This window comes from Nonomuraea sp. KM90 (assembly GCF_052246675.1).
Classification (GTDB): Bacteria; Actinomycetota; Actinomycetes; order Streptosporangiales; family Streptosporangiaceae; genus Nonomuraea.
In genome coordinates, this window is the sequence record NZ_JBQQCB010000004.1 from 147,102 (window position 1) to 165,044 (window position 17,943).

Annotated in this window: 15 protein-coding genes; 8 read left to right on the top strand and 7 right to left on the bottom strand. The window is 70.3% G+C overall.

Translation table 11 applies throughout. From position 1 onward, the window contains the following. Positions 1-37: 37 nt before the first annotated feature. The 4 genes from ACTWPW_RS06960 to ACTWPW_RS06975 form a co-directional block, all read right to left on the bottom strand. The gene (locus tag ACTWPW_RS06960; protein WP_375117331.1) at positions 38-1,831 is read right to left on the bottom strand and encodes a DUF4434 domain-containing protein; all 1,794 of its coding nucleotides are present in this window, start codon (positions 1,829-1,831) and stop codon (positions 38-40) included. 27 nt (positions 1,832-1,858) lie between these two features. Further along, positions 1,859-2,947 (bottom strand): glycosyltransferase, encoded by a 1,089-nt coding sequence (locus ACTWPW_RS06965; protein ID WP_364111122.1) that lies wholly within the window; start codon positions 2,945-2,947, stop codon positions 1,859-1,861. Positions 2,948-2,966: 19 nt separating this feature from the next. Further along, the gene (locus ACTWPW_RS06970; protein ID WP_375117332.1) at positions 2,967-4,214 is read right to left on the bottom strand and encodes a nucleotide sugar dehydrogenase; all 1,248 of its coding nucleotides are present in this window, start codon (positions 4,212-4,214) and stop codon (positions 2,967-2,969) included. A 133-nt stretch (positions 4,215-4,347) separates the two neighbouring features. Continuing rightward, positions 4,348-6,030 carry a glycosyltransferase family 4 protein gene (locus ACTWPW_RS06975; protein ID WP_443168220.1) on the bottom strand — a complete coding sequence of 561 codons (1,683 nt, stop codon included), beginning with the start codon at positions 6,028-6,030 and terminating at the stop codon, positions 4,348-4,350. Between the two features lie 56 nt (positions 6,031-6,086). Between ACTWPW_RS06975 and wecB the strand changes: the two genes are divergently transcribed. Further along, positions 6,087-7,217, top strand: coding sequence for a non-hydrolyzing UDP-N-acetylglucosamine 2-epimerase (wecB, locus tag ACTWPW_RS06980; protein ID WP_364111128.1), 1,131 nt, complete (start codon positions 6,087-6,089; stop codon positions 7,215-7,217). Between the two features lie 54 nt (positions 7,218-7,271). Then, the gene (locus ACTWPW_RS06985; RefSeq protein ID WP_443168221.1) at positions 7,272-9,308 is read left to right on the top strand and encodes a glycosyltransferase family protein; all 2,037 of its coding nucleotides are present in this window, start codon (positions 7,272-7,274) and stop codon (positions 9,306-9,308) included. Between the two features lie 62 nt (positions 9,309-9,370). Here ACTWPW_RS06985 and ACTWPW_RS06990 read toward each other — a convergent pair whose 3' ends face one another. From ACTWPW_RS06990 to ACTWPW_RS07000, 3 genes are all read right to left on the bottom strand, one after another. Further along, entirely contained in the window at positions 9,371-10,045 is a 675-nt protein-coding gene (locus ACTWPW_RS06990) for a hypothetical protein (protein ID WP_375117335.1), read from the bottom strand. A gap of 75 nt (positions 10,046-10,120) precedes the next feature. Then, positions 10,121-11,608, bottom strand: coding sequence for an SPFH domain-containing protein (locus ACTWPW_RS06995; RefSeq protein WP_375117336.1), 1,488 nt, complete (start codon positions 11,606-11,608; stop codon positions 10,121-10,123). A gap of 10 nt (positions 11,609-11,618) precedes the next feature. Then, positions 11,619-11,819 (bottom strand): hypothetical protein, encoded by a 201-nt coding sequence (locus tag ACTWPW_RS07000; RefSeq protein WP_364111136.1) that lies wholly within the window; start codon positions 11,817-11,819, stop codon positions 11,619-11,621. 132 nt (positions 11,820-11,951) lie between these two features. On the opposite strand from ACTWPW_RS07000, the gene ACTWPW_RS07005 reads away from it, so the two are divergent. The 6 genes from ACTWPW_RS07005 to ACTWPW_RS07030 all read left to right on the top strand — a co-directional run bounded on the left by ACTWPW_RS07005 (position 11,952) and on the right by ACTWPW_RS07030 (position 17,941). Continuing rightward, entirely contained in the window at positions 11,952-13,484 is a 1,533-nt protein-coding gene (locus tag ACTWPW_RS07005) for an FAD-dependent oxidoreductase (RefSeq protein ID WP_443168222.1), read from the top strand. Beyond that, positions 13,481-14,338: a PrsW family intramembrane metalloprotease gene (locus ACTWPW_RS07010; protein ID WP_375117338.1), complete on the top strand. Its 858-nt coding sequence runs from the start codon at positions 13,481-13,483 to the stop codon at positions 14,336-14,338. The genes ACTWPW_RS07005 and ACTWPW_RS07010 overlap by 4 nt, the downstream gene beginning before the upstream one ends. A 164-nt stretch (positions 14,339-14,502) precedes the next feature. Beyond that, a complete protein-coding gene (locus ACTWPW_RS07015; RefSeq protein ID WP_443168223.1) occupies positions 14,503-16,608 on the top strand; it encodes a sensor histidine kinase in 2,106 nt (701 codons plus the stop codon). Between the two features lie 13 nt (positions 16,609-16,621). Next, the gene (locus tag ACTWPW_RS07020; protein WP_375117340.1) at positions 16,622-17,029 is read left to right on the top strand and encodes a roadblock/LC7 domain-containing protein; all 408 of its coding nucleotides are present in this window, start codon (positions 16,622-16,624) and stop codon (positions 17,027-17,029) included. Then, on the top strand, positions 17,026-17,388 hold the full coding sequence (locus tag ACTWPW_RS07025; protein ID WP_375117341.1) for a DUF742 domain-containing protein: 363 nt from the start codon (positions 17,026-17,028) through the stop codon (positions 17,386-17,388). Before ACTWPW_RS07020 ends, ACTWPW_RS07025 begins: the two co-directional genes overlap by 4 nt. Further along, a complete protein-coding gene (locus tag ACTWPW_RS07030) occupies positions 17,369-17,941 on the top strand; it encodes a GTP-binding protein (RefSeq protein WP_364111148.1) in 573 nt (190 codons plus the stop codon). Before ACTWPW_RS07025 ends, ACTWPW_RS07030 begins: the two co-directional genes overlap by 20 nt. Positions 17,942-17,943: the final 2 nt, after the last annotated feature.

Sequence of the window (17,943 nt, forward strand, 5' to 3'; positions counted from 1 at the left end):
AGGGCACGTTACACGCAGTCGTACGCGCCCAGCGAACCTACGTGACGATGCGTACGTGGAGCGGCTCCGTCGTCGCCTTCCCCGAAGGCACCTTGACGCCGATCCTGACCCATTCCCCCGCCGGCACCTGGCTCCAGTCGAACGGCACCCACGCCGTCGCCATCCCCTCCGGCAGCTCCTCCTCGATCGGAGCCTCGTCCAGCGAGCCCACGGCCGACACCACCATCTCCTGGGTGCCCCCCGACCACTGCACGGTCACGGTGCCGTCCTTGAGGTTGTAGCCGCGCACCTCCAGCCCGTCCTGGACGTCGCGCGGCCGCCGGATCGCGTCCACCGCGATCGGCCGTTGCCAGTCCTGGGATATCTCCGTTTCGAGCGACGGCTGCCCACATGTCATGAAGTCGCTCCACATGTAGGAAACGATCTTCTGAACGTAACGGCCGGCCATCGTCACCGCCTGGTCCAGGCGCTCCTTGTCCGTCTTGCCGCGCGTGCCCTGCGGCGCGCAGGGCTCCTTGCCCGACGGCTCGAACGCCTCCACGTTCGCCCAGAGCTGCACCTGATGGCCGGCTTCGAGCATCTCCTGCCGGGCCGCCGCCATCTCGCGGTAGTAGTCGCGCGTGGACCCGTGGTACGCCGTGTCGTACGTCGACTCGCCCACCACCGGCCGCAGCCGCTCGTCCACCTCGCTCTCACGCTCGTCCGGCCAGAACAGGCCGACCTTGCCCGTCCCCCGGCTGTCCTGCGGGGCGATGATCCCCACCCCGGTCTTCACCAGGGCCTTGAACCCCTCCGCCACCTGCTTCGGCGTCTGCCCGAACGCCACCCGCTTGCGCGCGTCGAGGTACGGGCTGATCAGGATGGGCTTGCCGGGCAACTCCTGCTCGACGATCGTGTGCTGGTCGGCGTACACCTCCAGCGTCGGGTTCGTGGCCAGCGTGGCGGCCATCTGGACCTCGAACGGCTGGTAGACGCCGCCGAGCGACTCCCGTTCGGCGAAGCGCACGCCGTAGTCCTGAAGGATGCGCCGCGTCAGCGTGGTCAGCGTGCCGAGGTGGCGCCGCTCGGCCCTGATCGGGGTCTTGGAGTCGCGCGGGGCCAGCGGCAGCGCCGGGAAGACCCGCATGCCGAACTGGTCGCCCAGGTCGAGCAGCTCGCTCAGGCTGTCCTTGTTCGAGCCGGCCACCAGGATCATGTCGTACGACGTGGCCTTCCTGGTGAAGTCGCAGGTGGCGTCGTCGGAGCCGTCGGCCTGGGTGATGAGCCGGTAGTAGATCCGGTTGCCGGCCTCGATGGGGTGCTCCATCTCGGGGCACCGGAACAGGTTGGGGCCGAACGACTCGTCGGTCCGGTAGACGTAGGTGCGGCCGATCCGGTTGCCGGGATGGGCCGCGCGCAGGTCCCGCTCGGCGGCGTCGTGGCAGGTGAGGCCGTCCTCCTCGCACGCCTTGTAGAGCGGGTCGAGGGTGCCGTCCTTGCCCAGGATCTCCCCGTCCTCGGAGACGGTGCGGAACTGCAGGCCGTAGCCGATCCTGATGATCGTGTCGCCGCCGACGCGGTGGATCTCCTGGAGCTGCTTGCGCCAGGTGCAGGGGTTGGACTTGGGGGTGATCCAGTAGCCGGTGACCGCGTAGGGGGCCGCCTCGCCGGTGTCGAACGTTCCACAGGGATCGGTGAACTCGCTGACCTTCGGCGTCGGCTCGGTGCTCGACGGCTTCGGCACGGGCGACTTGACGGCCACCGGGCCGGAATCGCCGGAGGGCAGCACGATGATCACCGTCGCGGCTATGGCCAGGATGGCCGCGCCCACGACCAGAAAGAGCCAGCGCACGTTCAGGAACCTACCCGCCCTCGAGAATTACGGCTTGACCCCGGCCCAGGACTCCAGCTGTGAGACGAACCGCTTGGCCGAGTTGGGCCAGTGGTGGTTCGCGCGGGCGGCGGCATAACCGCGCGCGCCCTGCGCCCGCCGCTCGCGTACGTCGTCCCGCAGGGTCAGCACGGCCTGCGCGACCGCCTTGGGGTCCTCCCAGGGCACCACGACGCCGCTGTCATAACGCTCCACCAGCTCGACCGCCCGCGGCGACGGGGTCGTGATGACCGGGATGCCGTGCGCCATGTACTCGACGATCTTCGTGGGCATCGAATGCCGGTAGTTCGGCTCGTCGTGCAGCAGCGACAACCCCGCCAGCGCGCCGTCGAGCCGCTTGAGCGCCTCGTCGTTGGGCATGAAGTCGCGCCACTCCAGCAGGCCCTCGGTGACGGCCTGGTTGAGCATGGGGCGACTCTGCGGGTCGGCGTACCCGATCAGCTCCACCGCCACCCGGTACGGCTGCAGCAGCTTGGCCACCTCGACCGCCTCGTACACGCCGCGGGCCCTGGACAGCCACCCCAGATAGACCACCCGGTCGTCGCCGGGCGGCGTCACGGAGTCGGGCACCCAGGTCTCGTTCGGCACGATCAGGTGGGCGTCCTTGAACCTGCCCGCGTACGCCGTCTCGGCCAGCAGCAGGTGCATGTGCCGCTCGGCGGTGCCCTCCAGCATGCGTGCCAGGAAGCGCGCCGGCGGCCGCAGCGGCGCCGGGAGCCACGGCTTGAGCGACAGCGTGGCGGGGGTGTCCTCGTGCACGTCCCAGACCACGGGGGGCCTGTTGCGCACGCCCCACACGGCGAACAGCAGCTCGGGGTCGTGGATGAGGACGAGGTCGACCTTGTCGCGCATGCGCTTGAACAGCCGGCGCGCGGCCCACACCGCGGCCACCCGCTTGCGCTGGGCGGCGCGCGGAAGGTCCACGCCGGTGACCCAAGGTCTGGGGACGACGCCGTGCGCGGTGAACGAGGCGGCGTACGTGACCTCATGACCGGCATCCACAAGGGCACGGATCTGCCGATGCAGGATCCTCGCGTCCTCGGGGTTATGCACCACCGTCATGACGAGCACGTGCACTGCGCGCAGCCCTCCGTCGCTACAGCCGCTCGACGCGTTCACCCTCGGCGAGCACGCCTCGGGTGTCCAGCACGAGCCTGGCCTTCGCCTCGACCATGCCGAGGTCGAACGCGGCGTGCTGCTGCATGAGCAGCGTCACGTCCGCGTTGATCACTGCCTCGGCCAGATCCTCTTCACGCGGCACCGGGGTGCCGTCTACCGCCCACTCCTTGACGTACGGGTCCGCGAACGAGAGCTCGGCACCCAGCTCCAGCAACGCACGCGCCACCGGCAGGGCCGGAGTCTCACGCTCGTCTGCGATATCCGGTTTGTAGGTGACGCCGAGCATAACCACTCTGGCGCCGTTTACGGGCTTCTTATGCCTGTTCAGCAGTCGCTGCACGCGGGCCACCACGTACGACGGCATCCGCTCGTTGATCTCCTGTGCCAGCTCCACGAACCGGAACGGGTAGCCGAGCTTGCGCACCGTGTACGACAGGTACGAGGGGTCGACGGGGATGCAGTGCCCGCCCACGCCCGGACCCGGCAGGAACTTCTGGAAGCCGAACGGCTTGGTGGCCGCCGCCTCGATGGCCTCCCACAGGTCGATCCCCAGCTCGTCGCAGAAGATCGCCATCTCGTTGACGAGGGCGATGTTGACGTGCCGGTAGGTGTTCTCCAGCAGCTTGGCCATCTCGGCCTCGCGGGTGCCGCTGACGGGCACCACCTGCTCGATGAACTGACCGTAGAACGCCGTCGCCCGGTCGCGGCAGGTCGGCGTGTAGCCGCCCACCACCTTGGGGGTGTTGCGCAGGCCGAACTTGGGGTTGCCCGGGTCGATGCGCTCGGGCGAGAAGGCCAGGTGGAAGCCGTCGCCCGCGACCAGCCCCGAGCTCTCCAGCAGCGGCCTGGCCACCTCGTCGGTGGTGCCGGGCCACGTGGTGGACTCGAGGACGACGAGCGTGCCCTTGCTGAGGTTGCGGGCGACGGTCCTGGTCGCCCCCTCCACCGCGGACAGGTCCGGGCGGTGGTCCTCGTCCAGCGGGGTCGGCACGCATATGACGATCGTGTTGCTCCTGGCCAGCACGGTCTCGTCGAGCGTAGCGCTGAACCCGTTGGCCAGCATGTGCTCGAGGTCGGCGTCGGTCAGGTCGTCGATGTAGGACTGCCCGGAGTTGAGCGCGTCGACCTTGGCGGAGTCGACGTCCACGCCCACCACCCGCAGGCCGGCGGCCACCGCCTCCTTGGCGAGCGGCATGCCGACGTAGCCCAGACCGATGACAGCCAAGTCGATTTCTGTCACAGCTGTGCCTTTGGGAGCCGGAAACAACACTTCATGGTCGCAAAGGTTATCTCAAGTCCACCTAGCTCACGCCTAATGCGACCGAACCCGTCAGAAGAGACAGCCAACGTGAAGGTCATCATTCGGCAAGCGATCGGTATAGAGCTTGATAAGTCTCGGCAACGCGGCTCCACGTGCGCTTGGCAGCCACTTCCGCCCGTCCTGCCTCACCCATCTCAGCACGCCTGGCCGGGTCCTCACGGAGCCCGGCGATCGCCTTGGCCAGCTCTCCCGGGTCGCCCGGTGGCACCAGCAGCCCGGCGCCGTCGGAGCCCACGAGCTCGGACAGCGCGGGCAGATCGCTGAGCACGACGGGCTTGCCGAGCGCCATCGCCTCGACGGGTTTCAATGGCGTAACAAGTCGGCAGACGCGCAGGTCCTCCCGCGGGCAGGCGAAGATGTCGATGGCGTCCTGCGCCTGCAGCGCCTCGTCGGGGCCGACCCGGCCGGGCAGGACGGCGTCCTTCAGGCCCAGCTCGTCGACCAGCGCCAGGAGGTTGTCGCGCTCGGTGCCGTCGCCGACGATGAGCACGCGTACGGGGGTGCGGTCGTCGCGCAGCAGCGCCGCGGCCCGCAGCAGGGTGGCGAAGCCCTCGTAGGCCACGATGCTGGACACCGAGCCGACGACGATCTCGCCGTCGGCGATGCCGTACCGGTGCCGGAAGGAGGCCCCGTCGTAGTGGACCGACAGCAGCGAGTCGTCCACCGCGTTGGGCGCCAGGTGGATCTTCTCCCTGGGCACCCCGCGCTCGACGATCTCGGTGGCCATCGTCTCGGCCAGCGTGACCACCGCGTCCGCCTCGCGCATGAGGAACGCCTCGCGATCGCGCTGGAGCACGTGACGCTGGCTGCCGATGCGGATCGGGTCGCGCGAGGCCCAGGTCTCCTCCAGGAAGCCGCGCACCTCGTAGACGAACGGCGTGCCCGTCCTGTCGCGCACGGCGTGCGCGATGGAGCCGTTGCGGTGGTCGGTGGCGGCGTGCACGATCTGCGGCCGCAGCTGCGTCACCAGCTCGGTGACCCGGTCGGCGCCCCTGATGATGCGCCCCTGGGTCTCGAACGGCATCTCGCCGTGGCCGTCCGGCAGCAGCCGGTGGTAGGGGATGCCGTCGATCTCCTCGTACGGCGCCGCGTCCGCGTGCCCCTGCAACATCGGCCAGCCCCAGCTCGTGACCACGTGCGGGTCGATCCCGGCGGCCTTCTGCGAGGTGACGATGCGGTGGGTGCGGACGGTGTAGCCGGCCTGCGTGTACGGCAGCGCGTTCGTGACCACGTGCAGGACCCGGTTCTGGACCCGCTCCAGGATGGCCACCTTGGGCCCCGGCGGGATCGGGTCGGGACTGATCGCGGCCAGCTCGCCCCGGTAGTAGGCGGCCCTGCGCTTGACGAACGGGTATTTGGTGTGGGCCTCGAGCACGGCGGCGGCCTCGCTGACCCGGCCGGCGTCCCAGTGTTCCTTGGCCTCGTTCCACGGCCCCTTGACCACGCGCATGCCGAACTTGCGCACGATGCGCCGGGCCCGGCGCGCGGCCGGCCAGGCCACGCTGCCCACGATGGGACGCAGCCGGGGCGGGAGCGCGTCGGCGGCGGCCTGGGCCACCCGGACAGGGTCGGACTTGACCTTTGTCGCGACGACGCGGGAAACGATGATCGGGTGCTGGACGAAGCCCTTGAGAAGTCCACCGACGCCGGCACGGGCGGACTTCGCGGAGACCCCGTCAGATCTACGGGAGGAGTCTTGACGACTGGCGTCGGATGCCACGCAGGGACCGTACCATAGGCAGCGTTTTTTCCCTTCCGCTATGAAAGGCGAGGTCAATGAGGGAGAACCCCCTGGTCCTGCACGTATTGGGTGCTCGTCCCAATTTCGTGAAAGCGGCCCCGGTGGTGCGGGCACTCGGCGAGCTCGGTGTGCGGCAGGGCATCATCCACACTGGTCAGCACTATGACGCACTGATGTCCGACGTCTTCTTCGCCGACCTGGGCCTGCCCGAGCCGGTGGCGAACCTGGGGGTCGGCTCCGGCAGCCACGCCAAGCAGACGGCGGCCCTGCTCGTCGGCCTGGAGGAGGTCGTCCAGGAGCAGGAGCCCGACCTGGTCGTGGTGTACGGCGACGTCAACTCCACGCTGGCGGCGATCCTGGTCTGCGCCAAGCTCGGCGTGCCCACCGCGCACGTGGAGGCGGGGCTGCGCTCGTTCGACCGCGGCATGCCCGAGGAGGTCAACCGGGTCGTCACCGATGCGCTGGCCGACCTGCTCTTCGCCACCTCGCCGGAGGCGCTGGCGTTCCTGGCGAACGAGGGCGTGCCCGCGTCCAAGGTGCACCTGGTGGGCAACCCCATGATCGACAGCCTCTTCTCGGCGCTGCCGGCGCTGGACCCGGCGCCCGTGGTGGCGCGGCTGGGCCTGCCCGAGCGCTACGCGGTGGCCACCCTGCACCGCCCGGCGAACGTGGACACCCCCGAGGCCGCCAAGGAGCTGGTCGACGCGGTGCTGGAGGTCTCCCGGCAGATCCCGATCGTGGTGCCGATCCACCCGCGCGGCAAGGCGCGGCTGGCCGAGGCCGGTCTCGTGGACGGCGGTCCGGTCCGGGTGGTGGACCCGCTGGGCTATGTGGACTTCCTCTCACTCGTACGCGGTGCCGCGCTGGTCGTCACGGACTCCGGCGGCGTCCAGGAGGAGACCACCATGCTGGGCGTCCCCTGCCTGACCGTCAGGCCCAACACCGAGCGGCCGATCACGATCACGCACGGCACGAACCGCCTGGTCACCCCGGCCCTGCTGCCCGCCGCGGCGGAGAAGGCGCTGGCCGACGGAGCCGCCACGCCGGCCGGTGAGCTGCCGGTGCTCTGGGACGGCAAGGCCGGGCCGCGGATCGCCACGGTGATCGCCGCCTGGCTGAAGGGCGACAACCTGGCCCCTGCCTCTCATGGCAAACGCCCCGAATAGCGGCCGTAACCGCCGTACTATGACATACCTCCGCTGAGCGATAGGCGTACCACCATGGCCGAAACCCCCGAAGAGCCCACCTTCCAGCGACTCGGGCCCGTCAACTGGCTGCCCGAGGAGCGCAAGCTCGTCGAGCGGTACGAGGCGGAGGTCACGGAGCTGCGCCGCCGCCTGGAGATCGCCGAGGCCAAGGCCGCGTACGCGAGCTGGAAGCTGGAGGCCACCCAGGCCAAGCGCACGTTCAAGCTGGGCGAGGCCCTGGGCTCGAAGAGCCCGGGGAAGATCGTCGAGGCGGTCCGGTCGAGGGAGCGGGCGCCCAAGCCGCCGACTCCGGTGAGCGAGGCCACGGAGCTGGCGAACCACCGGCCGCCGCGGGTCGAGGTGCCGCCGGCGAAGTGGCCGACCGGCCCGGTGAACAGGCCGGACCTGAAGGTCGCGGTGATCCTGGACGACTTCTCCAGGGCGGCCTTCCGCTACGAGTGGGACCAGATCGAGTTCGGGCTCAAGGACTGGCCGGAGATCTTCGCGGAGAAGCGGCCTGACCTGCTGTTCTGCGAGTCGGCCTGGCACGGGAACCAGGGCCGCTGGCGCTACCAGATGACCGGTACGAACGCTCCCAAGGAGCCGCTGCGCGACCTGGTGGCCTGGTGCCGGCAGGAGGGCATCCCGACGGTCTTCTGGAACAAGGAGGACCCGCCGAACTTCGACTTCTTCATCGACACGGCCAAGCTGTTCGACTACGTGTTCACCTGCGACGGTGACATGCTGCCGAAATATCGGGAAATTTTGGGACACGACCGGGTGGACGTGCTGCAGTTCGCCGCCCAGCCCCGCGTGCACAACCCGATCCAGCAGAACAAGGGCCGCCTGCACGACGTGGTCTTCGCCGGGATGTACTTCCGGGACAAGCACCCCGAGCGCCGCGAGCAGATGGAGACCGTGCTCGACCCGGTCAGGGAGCTGGGCCTGCACATCTTCGCGCGCAACGGCGAGGTGGACGAGAAGTACGCCTGGCCGGAGAAGTACCGGCCGCACATCGTGGGCGAGCTGCCCTACGACCAGATGCTGGCCGCGTACCGGATGTACAAGGTCTTCCTCAACGTCAACTCCGTGCTCGACTCGCCGACCATGTGCGCCCGGCGCGTCTTCGAGCTGTCCGCCTGCGCGACCCCCGTGGTGTCGGGGTGGTCGCGGGCGATCGAGGAGACGTTCGGCGAGCTCGTCCCCATCGCGCGCGAGCCGATCGAGTCGTACAACCAGGTCCTGCACCTGATCAACAGTCCCGAGCTGCGGGCCAGGATGGGCCACCTGGCGATGCGGGAGGTGTTCGACAAGCACCTGTTCTCGCACCGCGTGGACCAGATCCTGCAGGACCTCGGGCACCAGGTGACGCCCAGGTCGCGCTCGATCTCGGTCGTGCTGCCCACCAACCGCGCCGCGCAGATCGAGCACGCGATCTCCTCGGTGGCCAAGCAGCTCCACCGCCCGCTGCAACTCGTCATGGTGCTGCACGGCCTGGACATCGACCCCGTCGTGGTGGCCGACAAGGCTCGCATGGCAGGCATCACGGACGTCGTGGTCCTGCCCGCCGACGCCTCGCTGTCGCTCGGCGCGTGCATGAACCTGGGCATCGCCGCCGCCGAGGGCGAGCTGATCGCCAAGATGGACGACGACAACCTGTACGGGGAGCACTACCTGTCGGACCTGGTCCGCGCGTTCGACTACTCCGACGCCGAGCTGACCGGCAAGGGCGCGCACTACGCGTACTTCGAGGGCAGCAACACCACCATGCTCCGCCTGCCCGGCCTGGAGCACCGCTACTCGTGGCTGGTCCAGGGCGGCACGTTCCTCGGCAAGGCGAACCTCTTCCGCTCGTACCGCTTCGCCGACATCACCCGGGGCGAGGACACCCACCTCGTACGGCGGCTGAAGGAGGACTCCGTCAAGATCTACTCGGCGGACCGCTTCAACTTCGTCTACTGGCGCAGCGCCGACACCTCGATGCACACCTGGCAGGCCGACCACATCAAGCTGACCAGGAACGCCCAGTTCGCCTTCGTCGGCCGCCCCGACGACCACGTCCTCATCTGAGCAGTACGGAGTGACGCCCCGCCGGGGCGGGCCAGGGGCGCCCCGAGCCGTCGTGAAACGACCTATCCCTTGACCCGCGCCAGGTTCTGGTCGGCCAGGTTCGCCAGCGCGTACAGGCCCTGGGGCTTGACCCGCTGGCCGACCACGAGCATCGACATGATCAGCGTGCCCCGCCTGATCATCACCGAGCCGATCTGCGCGTTGTTCTTGTCGCCCACGGCCGTGGTGAGGTAGGCCCGCGACTGGTCGCCCTTGGCCGGCATGTCCAGGGTGCGCGTCTTGTAGGTGACCTGGCTGCCGCCGACGTCGGCCGTGTAGGACGCGCACTGCCGCGGCAGCGGCGCGGGGAAGGCGGCGGACGGCAGCGACACGACCGCCTGCGTGATCGAGCCGCGGGCCGCGGAGAAGGCGATCACCGCGGCGGGCGACTTGGCGACCTCGGGCTTGGCGGCGTCGAGCTGGGCGGCCCCCGCGCACTCGGGGCGCTGCACCTTGGCCTGGCGGACCGCGGCCAGGCCCTGCTGGGTGGACTTGAGCGTGCCGAACGCCCCCAGCTCGGGCCCGTAGGCGACGCTCATGCCCTTGGGCACCGGCAGCAGGGCGGCGCGCAGCCGGGCGGTGTCGGCGGCGGACGCGGACGGGGGCGCCGAGGCGGCGGGCGCCGTGGGCTCCTCTCCTGACGAACATCCGGCAATGACCAGAGTGGTGACAAATACACCGGAAATTGCTTTATGCATGGGGTCTCCATTTCACTCCAGCGGCATTGTGCAAAACGCTAGAGGAAGCGGAGAGTAAGGGGCCGAGTAACGTCGCTATTCGCGGGATTCAGTGGCTTTACGAGGGATTTCCGGTTCGCCACCGTTCGGGGACGGGCTGTTGAGCAGCGACCTGGCCAGGCCCAGGCCGGTGCCGCCCAGCGTGAGGGCCTTGGCCAGCAGTTCCTCCACTCCCTGGGCGCCGTTCAGCACCACCATGTGGTCCACGTTCCCGAACGCCTTCGCGCCCGCCTCGACGATTTCCGGCCAGTTCTCGGCGAGTTGCTGGGCGATGACCGCCTCCTGGTTCTCCTTCAGCGCCTGGGCCCGCGCCCGGATCGCCTGCGCCTCCGCCAGGCCCTTGGCCTGTGACGCCTCGGCCTCGGCCAGGCCCTGCGCCCTGGTCGCCTCGGCGTTGGCCAGCCCGCGGGCCTGCGCGGCCTGGGCCTCGGCCTCGCCGGCGACCTTGGTGGCGGCTCCGGCGGCCTCGCCGCGCAGCCGTACGGACTCGGCCTCCGCGGCGGCGGCCAGCTTGACCTGGCTGGCCTGCGCGGCGGCGCGCAGCTCCGTCTCCCTGGCCTCGGCCTCCGCCTGGGCGATGCGGGCGTCGCGCTCGGCCTGGGAGAGGGTGACGGTCTCGTACGCCCTGGCGTCGGCGGGCTTGCGCACCTGGGACTGGAGCCGCTGCTCGGCGAGCTGGGCCTCCAGCTCGGCGGCCCGGGTCTCCTGGACCACCACCTCCTGGCGGGCGCTGGCCTCCGACAGCGGCCCCGCCTGGCGCGCCGTGGCCTGGGCGCGGTCGATCTCGGCCTGGTAGGCGGCCTCCTTGATCCGGGCGTCGCGGCGGGCGGCGGCCATGTGCGCGGCGGCGACCTGCTCGGCCTCGGTGGCCTCCTGGTCGCGCTGCGCCTGGGCGATGCGGGCGGTGGCGGCGACCTTGGCGGCGTGCGGCTTGCCCAGGTTGACGATGTAGCCGGTCTCGTCATCGATCTCCTGGATCTGCAGCGAGTCCACGATCAGGCCCAGCTTGCTCATCTCGTCGGCGGCCGACGCCCTGGTCTCGCTGGTCAGGCGCTCGCGGTTGAGGATCAGGTCCTCGATGGTGAGGTTGCCGATGATCGAGCGCAGGTGCCCGGTGAACAGCTCGTGGATCGCGCTGGTCATGAAGTCCTGCTGGTCCAGGAAGCGGCGGGCGGCGTTCGCGATGGAGGCGAGGTCGTCGCCGACCTTGTAGATCACCACGCCGCGGATGTGCACGGGGATGCCCTGCTGGGTGACGCAGGAGACCTGGAGGTTGGCGGCCCTGGTGTCCAGGCGCAGGCGCCTGGACGTCTGGAAGCCGGGCAGCACCGCCGCGCCCTTGCCCGTGATGATCTTGAACCCCAGGCTGTCGATGCCGGCCTCGCCGCGGCGGCGGGCGCCGAGGCCGGAGATGATCAGGGCCTCGTTGGGTTCGGCGACCCGCCACACGGCCTTGAACAGCAGGATGAGGACGACGGCCGCGACGATGACGCCGCCGGCCAGGACGTAGAGCTCGGGGGTCATCGGGGCCTCCCTAGACGAGTGCTCTGGCCACGTACACGGTCCTCGGGGGGAAGTACTCGACCACGACCACGATGGTGCCCGTGGGGAACTCCTCGTCGGAGACGCTGGGATGGGCGTAGAACGCCTCCACCCCGCCCCTGATCGGGATCATGACCTCGCCGACGAGCCCAGGGCCGACTCTTCCCGTGACCCTGCCCTGCTTGCCGATCACCGGACTCCCCCCGTCGTGATATTCCGGACGCTACTCCAAACGTGCATTCGCGGTAATAGGGCGCGCAAAATGTTTCTCGAGGCGCTGCGCGCCCCTGTGCGGCTTTTCTGGCGGCTGCTGATGATCGGCGCCATGAGCTTGACTCCGCGCGACCTCGGGATGGATCTGCCCATTTCCCGCCGGGACTTCTTCGACGGCATCGCCGTGGGTTGCGTGGTGACGAGCGGCGCCTCCGGAAGAGCCGAGGCGGCCCAGGAAGCCCCGGACCCTTCCGAACTCTTCAAAGTGCGCGGGGACACCGGTGCGGCGCTCAGCGTGCCGCACGCGCTGCGGGACGGCCGCTTCTGGGAGCATGCGGGCCCGTTCGTCCCCACGGGGGAGAGTTACGACCTGGTGGTGGTCGGCGGCGGGCGGGGCGGCATGGGCGCGGCCTCCGAGTGGCTGCGGCGCCGCCCCCGGGACCGCGTCCTGGTGCTCGACAACCGCGACGAGCCGGGCGGGCCCGAGCCGTTGCGGCGGGGGGACCGGGCCGGCGCCGTGATGTGCGACGCGGAGAGCTTCGGCGCGGACGCGCTGGTCGAGGTCTCCTCCCCCGGCTGGGTCGAGCGGCTGCCGGTCGCCGGGGCGGCACGGCGGGACCTGCGCCTGCTGCACGGCGAGCCGCCCGACTGGTTCGCCGGGCTGCCGGCGGAGGCCAAGCAGGAGCGGCTGGCGGGGCTGACGTACTCGCAGTTCCTGCGGGAGGTGTGCGGGGTCCACCCGGACGTGGAGCGGTTCTGCCGGACGATGTCCTGCCCCGAGTGGGGGTACGACACCCGGGCGTTCGGCGCGATCGACGCCTGGGGCACCGGGTATCCGGGGCTCTCCGGGCTGGGGCTCGACCGCGACAAGCCGTCCAGGTACAACTCACCCACCGTGCGGCGGGAGTGGCACGGGCCCGTGGCGCCGGCCGCCGTGCCCGGGCCCGACGGCCGGGTGCGGCTGCGGACGTCCAGCCCGGTGGTGTCGGTGCGCGACGGGGCCGGGGCGGCGACCGTGGGCTACTTCGACGGCCACCAGGTCCTGGCCGTCGAGGCCGGGGCGGTGATCCTGGCCTGCTGGAGCGCGGTCGTGCCGTACCTCGTGCCGGACCTGCCCGCCGAGCGGCTGCGGGAGCTGCGCCGGGCCGTGCGGGTGCCGCTGCTGCGGGCCACCGTGCGGCTGCGCGACCCCGGGCCCTGGCGGCGGCTGGGGGTGCGCCGGGTGCGGTGGACGGGGGCGTACTGGTGCGAGTCGGAGTTCGCGCCACCTGACACCGTGCGATTGCTGGCCACGCCGTGCCGGTCGGAGCTGGGGCCGGACGCGGGCTCGGCGGCGGGGCGGGCGGAGCTGCTCGCGACGCCGTACGACGTGCTGGAGCGGACCGTCCGTGACCAGCTCGCCCGCCTGCTCGGCCCGGTCGGCTTCGATCCCGGCCACGACATCGCGGCGATCACCGTCCACCGGTGGGGCCACGCGCTCCCGCCGGAGTACTGCCGGCCGTGGCACGCGTTCCACCCCGACGGGCCGTTCCCCGCCGACGCGGTGCGCGGGCGGTTCGGCAGGATCGCGATCGCGGGTTCCGACGCCGAGCCCACCGCCCGCGGCGAGGCCGCGGTCCGAGCCGTGGAGGAGCTGTTCCGGTGAAGCGGCTCTGGTTGCGGATCTTCCTGACGGGGTTCGTCCTGTGGCTGGCGACCGTGGTCGTCACCGCCTGGACCGGCAACTCCAACCTCGTGCCCACCGTGGTGCTGTTCGGCAGCTTCCTGGTGCCGGTGACGTTCGTGGTCTGGGCGTACGGGCGGGGCCGCTCGCCGGTGGTGACGGTCGAGCTGCTGTTCATGGCGTTCGTGGTGGGCGGCGTGCTCGGCGTGCTGGGCGCCTCGCTGCTGGAGAGCCGGCTGCGGCCGTCGATCATCATGTACGTGCTCGTCGGCCTGATCGAGGAGGGCGTCAAGCTGGCCGCCCTCGTCTTCGTCACCCGGCACTCCGTCAGGCGCGTGACCAGGGACGGCGTGGTGCTGGGCGCGACCGTCGGCTTCGGCTTCGCCGCCTTCGAGAGCGCCGGGTACGCCTTCAACGCCCTGTTCACCGCCGACGGCCTGTCGCTGACCCAGCTCGTCGAGACCGAGGTGCTGCGCGGCATCCTGACGCCCGTCGGGCACGGCCTGTGGACCGCGATCGCCGGCGGGGTGCTGTTCGCCGCGGGCGGCCGGATCACCGGCCACGTCGTGCTCGCCTACCTCGGCGTCTCGCTGCTGCACGCGCTCTGGGACTCGATGAGCGCCATCGCCATCGCCATCACGCTCGTGCTGACCGGCCGGCCGTGGCAGTTCGCGCTGCTGCGCATCGGCCGGGTGCCGAACGTGTCGCAGTGGCAGGTGCATGTGTACACGCTGCTGAACTGGGCGGGCCTCATCCTGATCTCGCTGGTGGCGCTGGCGTGGCTGTGGACGCTCCTCGGCCCGAGCCGTCGCGAACGCAGGATCTTGTCCCAATAATCACGGTAATGAACGTCTTCCCCCCACTGCGCCGGAAGCATAAACGGTGCTAGTCTCCTGTGCGATCTTCCGGAGGTGTATTTACACAAGGTGTGGAAATGCCCCCGACTCGAGGTTGGGACATGGGCTCGCGAAACCGGTCAATTCGGTTCAAGATCTTCTTATTGCTGCTGCTACCCCTCCTGTCTCTGAGCGCGCTCTGGGGTTTCGTCCTCAACCTCACCATGGGCGACGCCCAGTCACTGCTCCGCGCGAACACCCTTTACCAGACCCTCGGCGTCACCTCCACCGACCTGGGATTACAGCTCCAGGCCGAGCGCGTACGCTCCTCGGAAGCGCTCACCACGCGTGAGCTCACGGAGGTCCTCGGCGCCCAGCGCGCCCGCACCGACAGATCGGTCACCGAGTTCAGGCAGGCCGTAACCGAGGCCGGCAGCGCCGCCGAAGGCGATCTGCGCCTGCCGCTCAGCACCCTCGACGCGGCCCTCGACCGCCTCGGGACGATCAGGTCGGCCATCGACGGCGGTGCCAGCACCCGCCTGACCGGGCTGAACGAGTACAACCGCATCCTCGACACGATCTTCCTGCTCTACGACCACCTGGTCTCCGTCTCCGACCTGGCCATCTTCCAGCAGGCGTCGTCGCTGCAGGCCATGGGCATGGCCAGGGAGCACATCGCCAGGGAGCACGCCCTCATCATCGGCGCCCTGGCCGACGGCCGGCTCAGCGAGCCGGAGACGGCGGCCTTCACCGAGTACGCGGCCTCCCGGAAGTTCCTGCACTCACGCGGCCTGGCCGGGCTCGACGTGTCGCTGCGCAGGCCGTACGAGCAGGTCTTCGCCACCGAGCCGTTCCTCACCTTCGCCACCATGGAAGCGCGGATCATCAAGACCGGCGCGCCGCCCCCCGACGGCGAGTCCTGGCACGAGACCGTCGACAAGCTCACCGCCCGGCTCGACAAGCTCGGCGTGAGCGCCGCCGACACCCTGGCCGCCCGCACGTCGGGGGCCGCCACCGCCACCGTGGTCGAGATCTCCATCGCCGGCGGCCTCGGTTTGATCGCCGTGCTCGCGTCGATCATCATCTCTGTACGCTTCGGTCGTCGCCTGGCCGGCGAGCTGGCCGGGCTGCGCTCGGCCGCGGTCGAGCTGTCGCAGCAGCGGCTGCCCGACCTCGTGGCGCGGCTGCGCCGGGGCGAGGACGTCGACGTGCGGAAGGAGGCCAAGGCGATCAAGGTGAGCGGTTCCGCTGAGATCACCGACGTGGCCAGGGCCTTCGGTTCCGTGCAGCGCACCGCCGTGACGGCGGCGGTCGGCCAGGCCGCGCTGCGGCGCGGGATCGGCCAGGTCTTCCTCAACCTCGCCCGGCGCAAGCAGGGCCTGCTGCACCGCCAGCTCGCGCTGCTGGACGGCATGCAGCGCCGTACGCACGACCCCGACAGGCTGGAGGAGCTCTTCCGCCTGGACCACCTGACCACCCGGATGCGGCGGCACGCCGAGAGCCTGATGGTGCTGTCCGGCGCCGCGCCGGGACGCGCCTGGCGCAAGCCGGTGCCCGTGATCGACATCGTCCGGGCCGCGGTCGCCGAGGTCGAGGACTACACCCGGGTCGCCGTGGAGGCGATGCCGGTCAGCGCGATCGACGGGAGCGCCGCCGCCGACCTCACCCACCTGGTGGCCGAGCTGGTCGAGAACGCCACCATCTACTCGCCCCCTGACACGACGGTCCAGGTGCGCGGCGACCTGGTGAGCAACGGCTACGCCATCGAGGTCGAGGACAGGGGCCTCGGGCTGTCGCCCGGCGAGTACGCGCGGTTCAACGCGCTGCTGGCCGCGCCGCCGGAGTTCGACCTGGCCGACAGCGACCGGCTGGGCATGTTCGTGGTGGCGAAGCTGTCCGAGCGGCACGGGATCAAGGTCATGCTGCGCCGCTCGCCCTTCGGCGGCAGCACGGCCATCGTGCTGGTGCCGCGCTCGATGGTGACCGAGCAGACCGCGCTGGAGGCGGCCGGCGGTGACGGCAAGGCCGCGCTGCCCAGCCGTACGCGGAAGAAGGCGCTCGCGGTCGTGACCTCGGGCACCTCGGGCACACACGCCGGGCTGCCCAGACGAGTGCGCCAGGCCAACCTGGCGCCACAGCTCAAGGAAGAACCACCGCCTGAGCCGGAGCAGCAGGCCGAACGCTCTCCTGATGAGGTACGCGACCTGTTCTCCGCCTTCCAGCGGGGAACACAACGCGCCAGAGAAGAAGCCTCTGAGGAGGGGCCATGAGTAAGGGGGATGCATGAGTGTGCCGACCACCAACACCGGTGAGCTGAACTGGCTGCTGGACGACCTGGCCGCCAGGGTCGCGGCGGTGCGCCAGGCGGTCATCCTGTCGACCGACGGCCTGGCGGTGGGTTACTCCCAGGGCCTGACCCGCGAGGACGCCGAGCACCTGTCGGCGGTGGCGGCCGGGTTCCAGAGCCTGGCCCGCGGCACCGGACGCCATTTCGGCGGCGGCGACGTGCGCCAGACCATCGTGGAGATGGAGTCGGCGTTCCTGTTCGTCACCGCGGCGGGCCAGGGCACCTGCCTGGCCGTGATCGCCGAGGCGAACGTGGACGTCGGCCAGATCGCTTACGAGATGGCGATGCTGGTCAAGCGGGTGGGCCAGCACATCACCACCAACCCGCGCGCTGGGGCGTCATGAGCGATGGCCCGCAGTGGTTCGATGAGGAGGCGGGGCCCGTCGTCCGGCCCTATGCTCTCATCCGCGGCCGCACGCGCTCTTCCGGGGACGCGTTCGACCTCGTGGCGACCGTGCGCGTCGTCGGCGACCCGCCGGACACGCCCGGTCCCGAGCAACAGCTCATCCTGCGGGCGGCACGTGACCCGATCTCGCTGGCCGACCTGGCCGTCGAGCTCGACCTGCCCGTCGGCGTCGTCCGGGTCCTGCTCGGCGACATGCGTGACCACGGCCTCATCTCGGTGACGTCGCCCTCCGCCGGAGGGTCGCGGTCGAATGAGCGCATTCTCAAGGAAGTGATCAATGGACTCCGTGCTCTCTGAGGACCCCGTCGCGCTCAAGATCCTGATCGCAGGGGGGTTCGGCGTCGGCAAGACGACCCTGGTCGGGTCGATCAGCGAGATCAAGCCGCTGCGCACGGAGGAGGTGCTCTCCGACCGCGGGATCGGGGTCGACGACCTCGACGGTGTGGAGGCCAAGACCACCACCACCGTGGCGATGGACTTCGGCCGCATCACGATCCGCGAAGGGCTGGTCGTCTACCTGTTCGGCACGCCGGGGCAGGAGCGGTTCTGGTTCATGTGGGACGAGCTGTCCTACGGCGCGCTGGGCGCGGTCGTGATCGCCGACACCCGGCGGCTGACCGACTGCTTCCCGTCCGTCGACTACTTCGAGCAGCGCGGCACGCCGTTCGTGGTGGCCGTCAACTGCTTCGACGGCGCGAACCAGCACAGCGTGGACGACGTGCGCATCGCGCTCGACCTGGACGACGACGTCCCGGTCATGCTCTGCGACGTACGGCGGCGGACCTCGGCCAAGGAGGTCATGATCACGCTGGTGGAGCACTCCCTGAGGACGCTCACCTCGGCCAACTAGCG

Bases quoted from the DNA above. Each gene is read 5' to 3' on its own strand.
- wecB (WP_364111128.1), top strand. From the start codon at position 6,087: ATGAGGGAGAACCCCCTGGTCCTGCACGTATTGGGTGCTCGTCCCAAT.
- ACTWPW_RS06985 (WP_443168221.1), top strand. From the start codon at position 7,272: ATGGCCGAAACCCCCGAAGAGCCCACCTTCCAGCGACTCGGGCCCGTC.
- ACTWPW_RS07025 (WP_375117341.1), top strand. From the start codon at position 17,026: ATGAGCGATGGCCCGCAGTGGTTCGATGAGGAGGCGGGGCCCGTCGTC.
- ACTWPW_RS07030 (WP_364111148.1), top strand. From the start codon at position 17,369: ATGGACTCCGTGCTCTCTGAGGACCCCGTCGCGCTCAAGATCCTGATC.
- ACTWPW_RS06995 (WP_375117336.1), bottom strand. From the start codon at position 11,608: ATGACCCCCGAGCTCTACGTCCTGGCCGGCGGCGTCATCGTCGCGGCC.
- ACTWPW_RS07005 (WP_443168222.1), top strand. From the start codon at position 11,952: ATGAGCTTGACTCCGCGCGACCTCGGGATGGATCTGCCCATTTCCCGC.
- ACTWPW_RS07020 (WP_375117340.1), top strand. From the start codon at position 16,622: ATGAGTGTGCCGACCACCAACACCGGTGAGCTGAACTGGCTGCTGGAC.
- ACTWPW_RS06990 (WP_375117335.1), bottom strand. From the start codon at position 10,045: ATGCATAAAGCAATTTCCGGTGTATTTGTCACCACTCTGGTCATTGCC.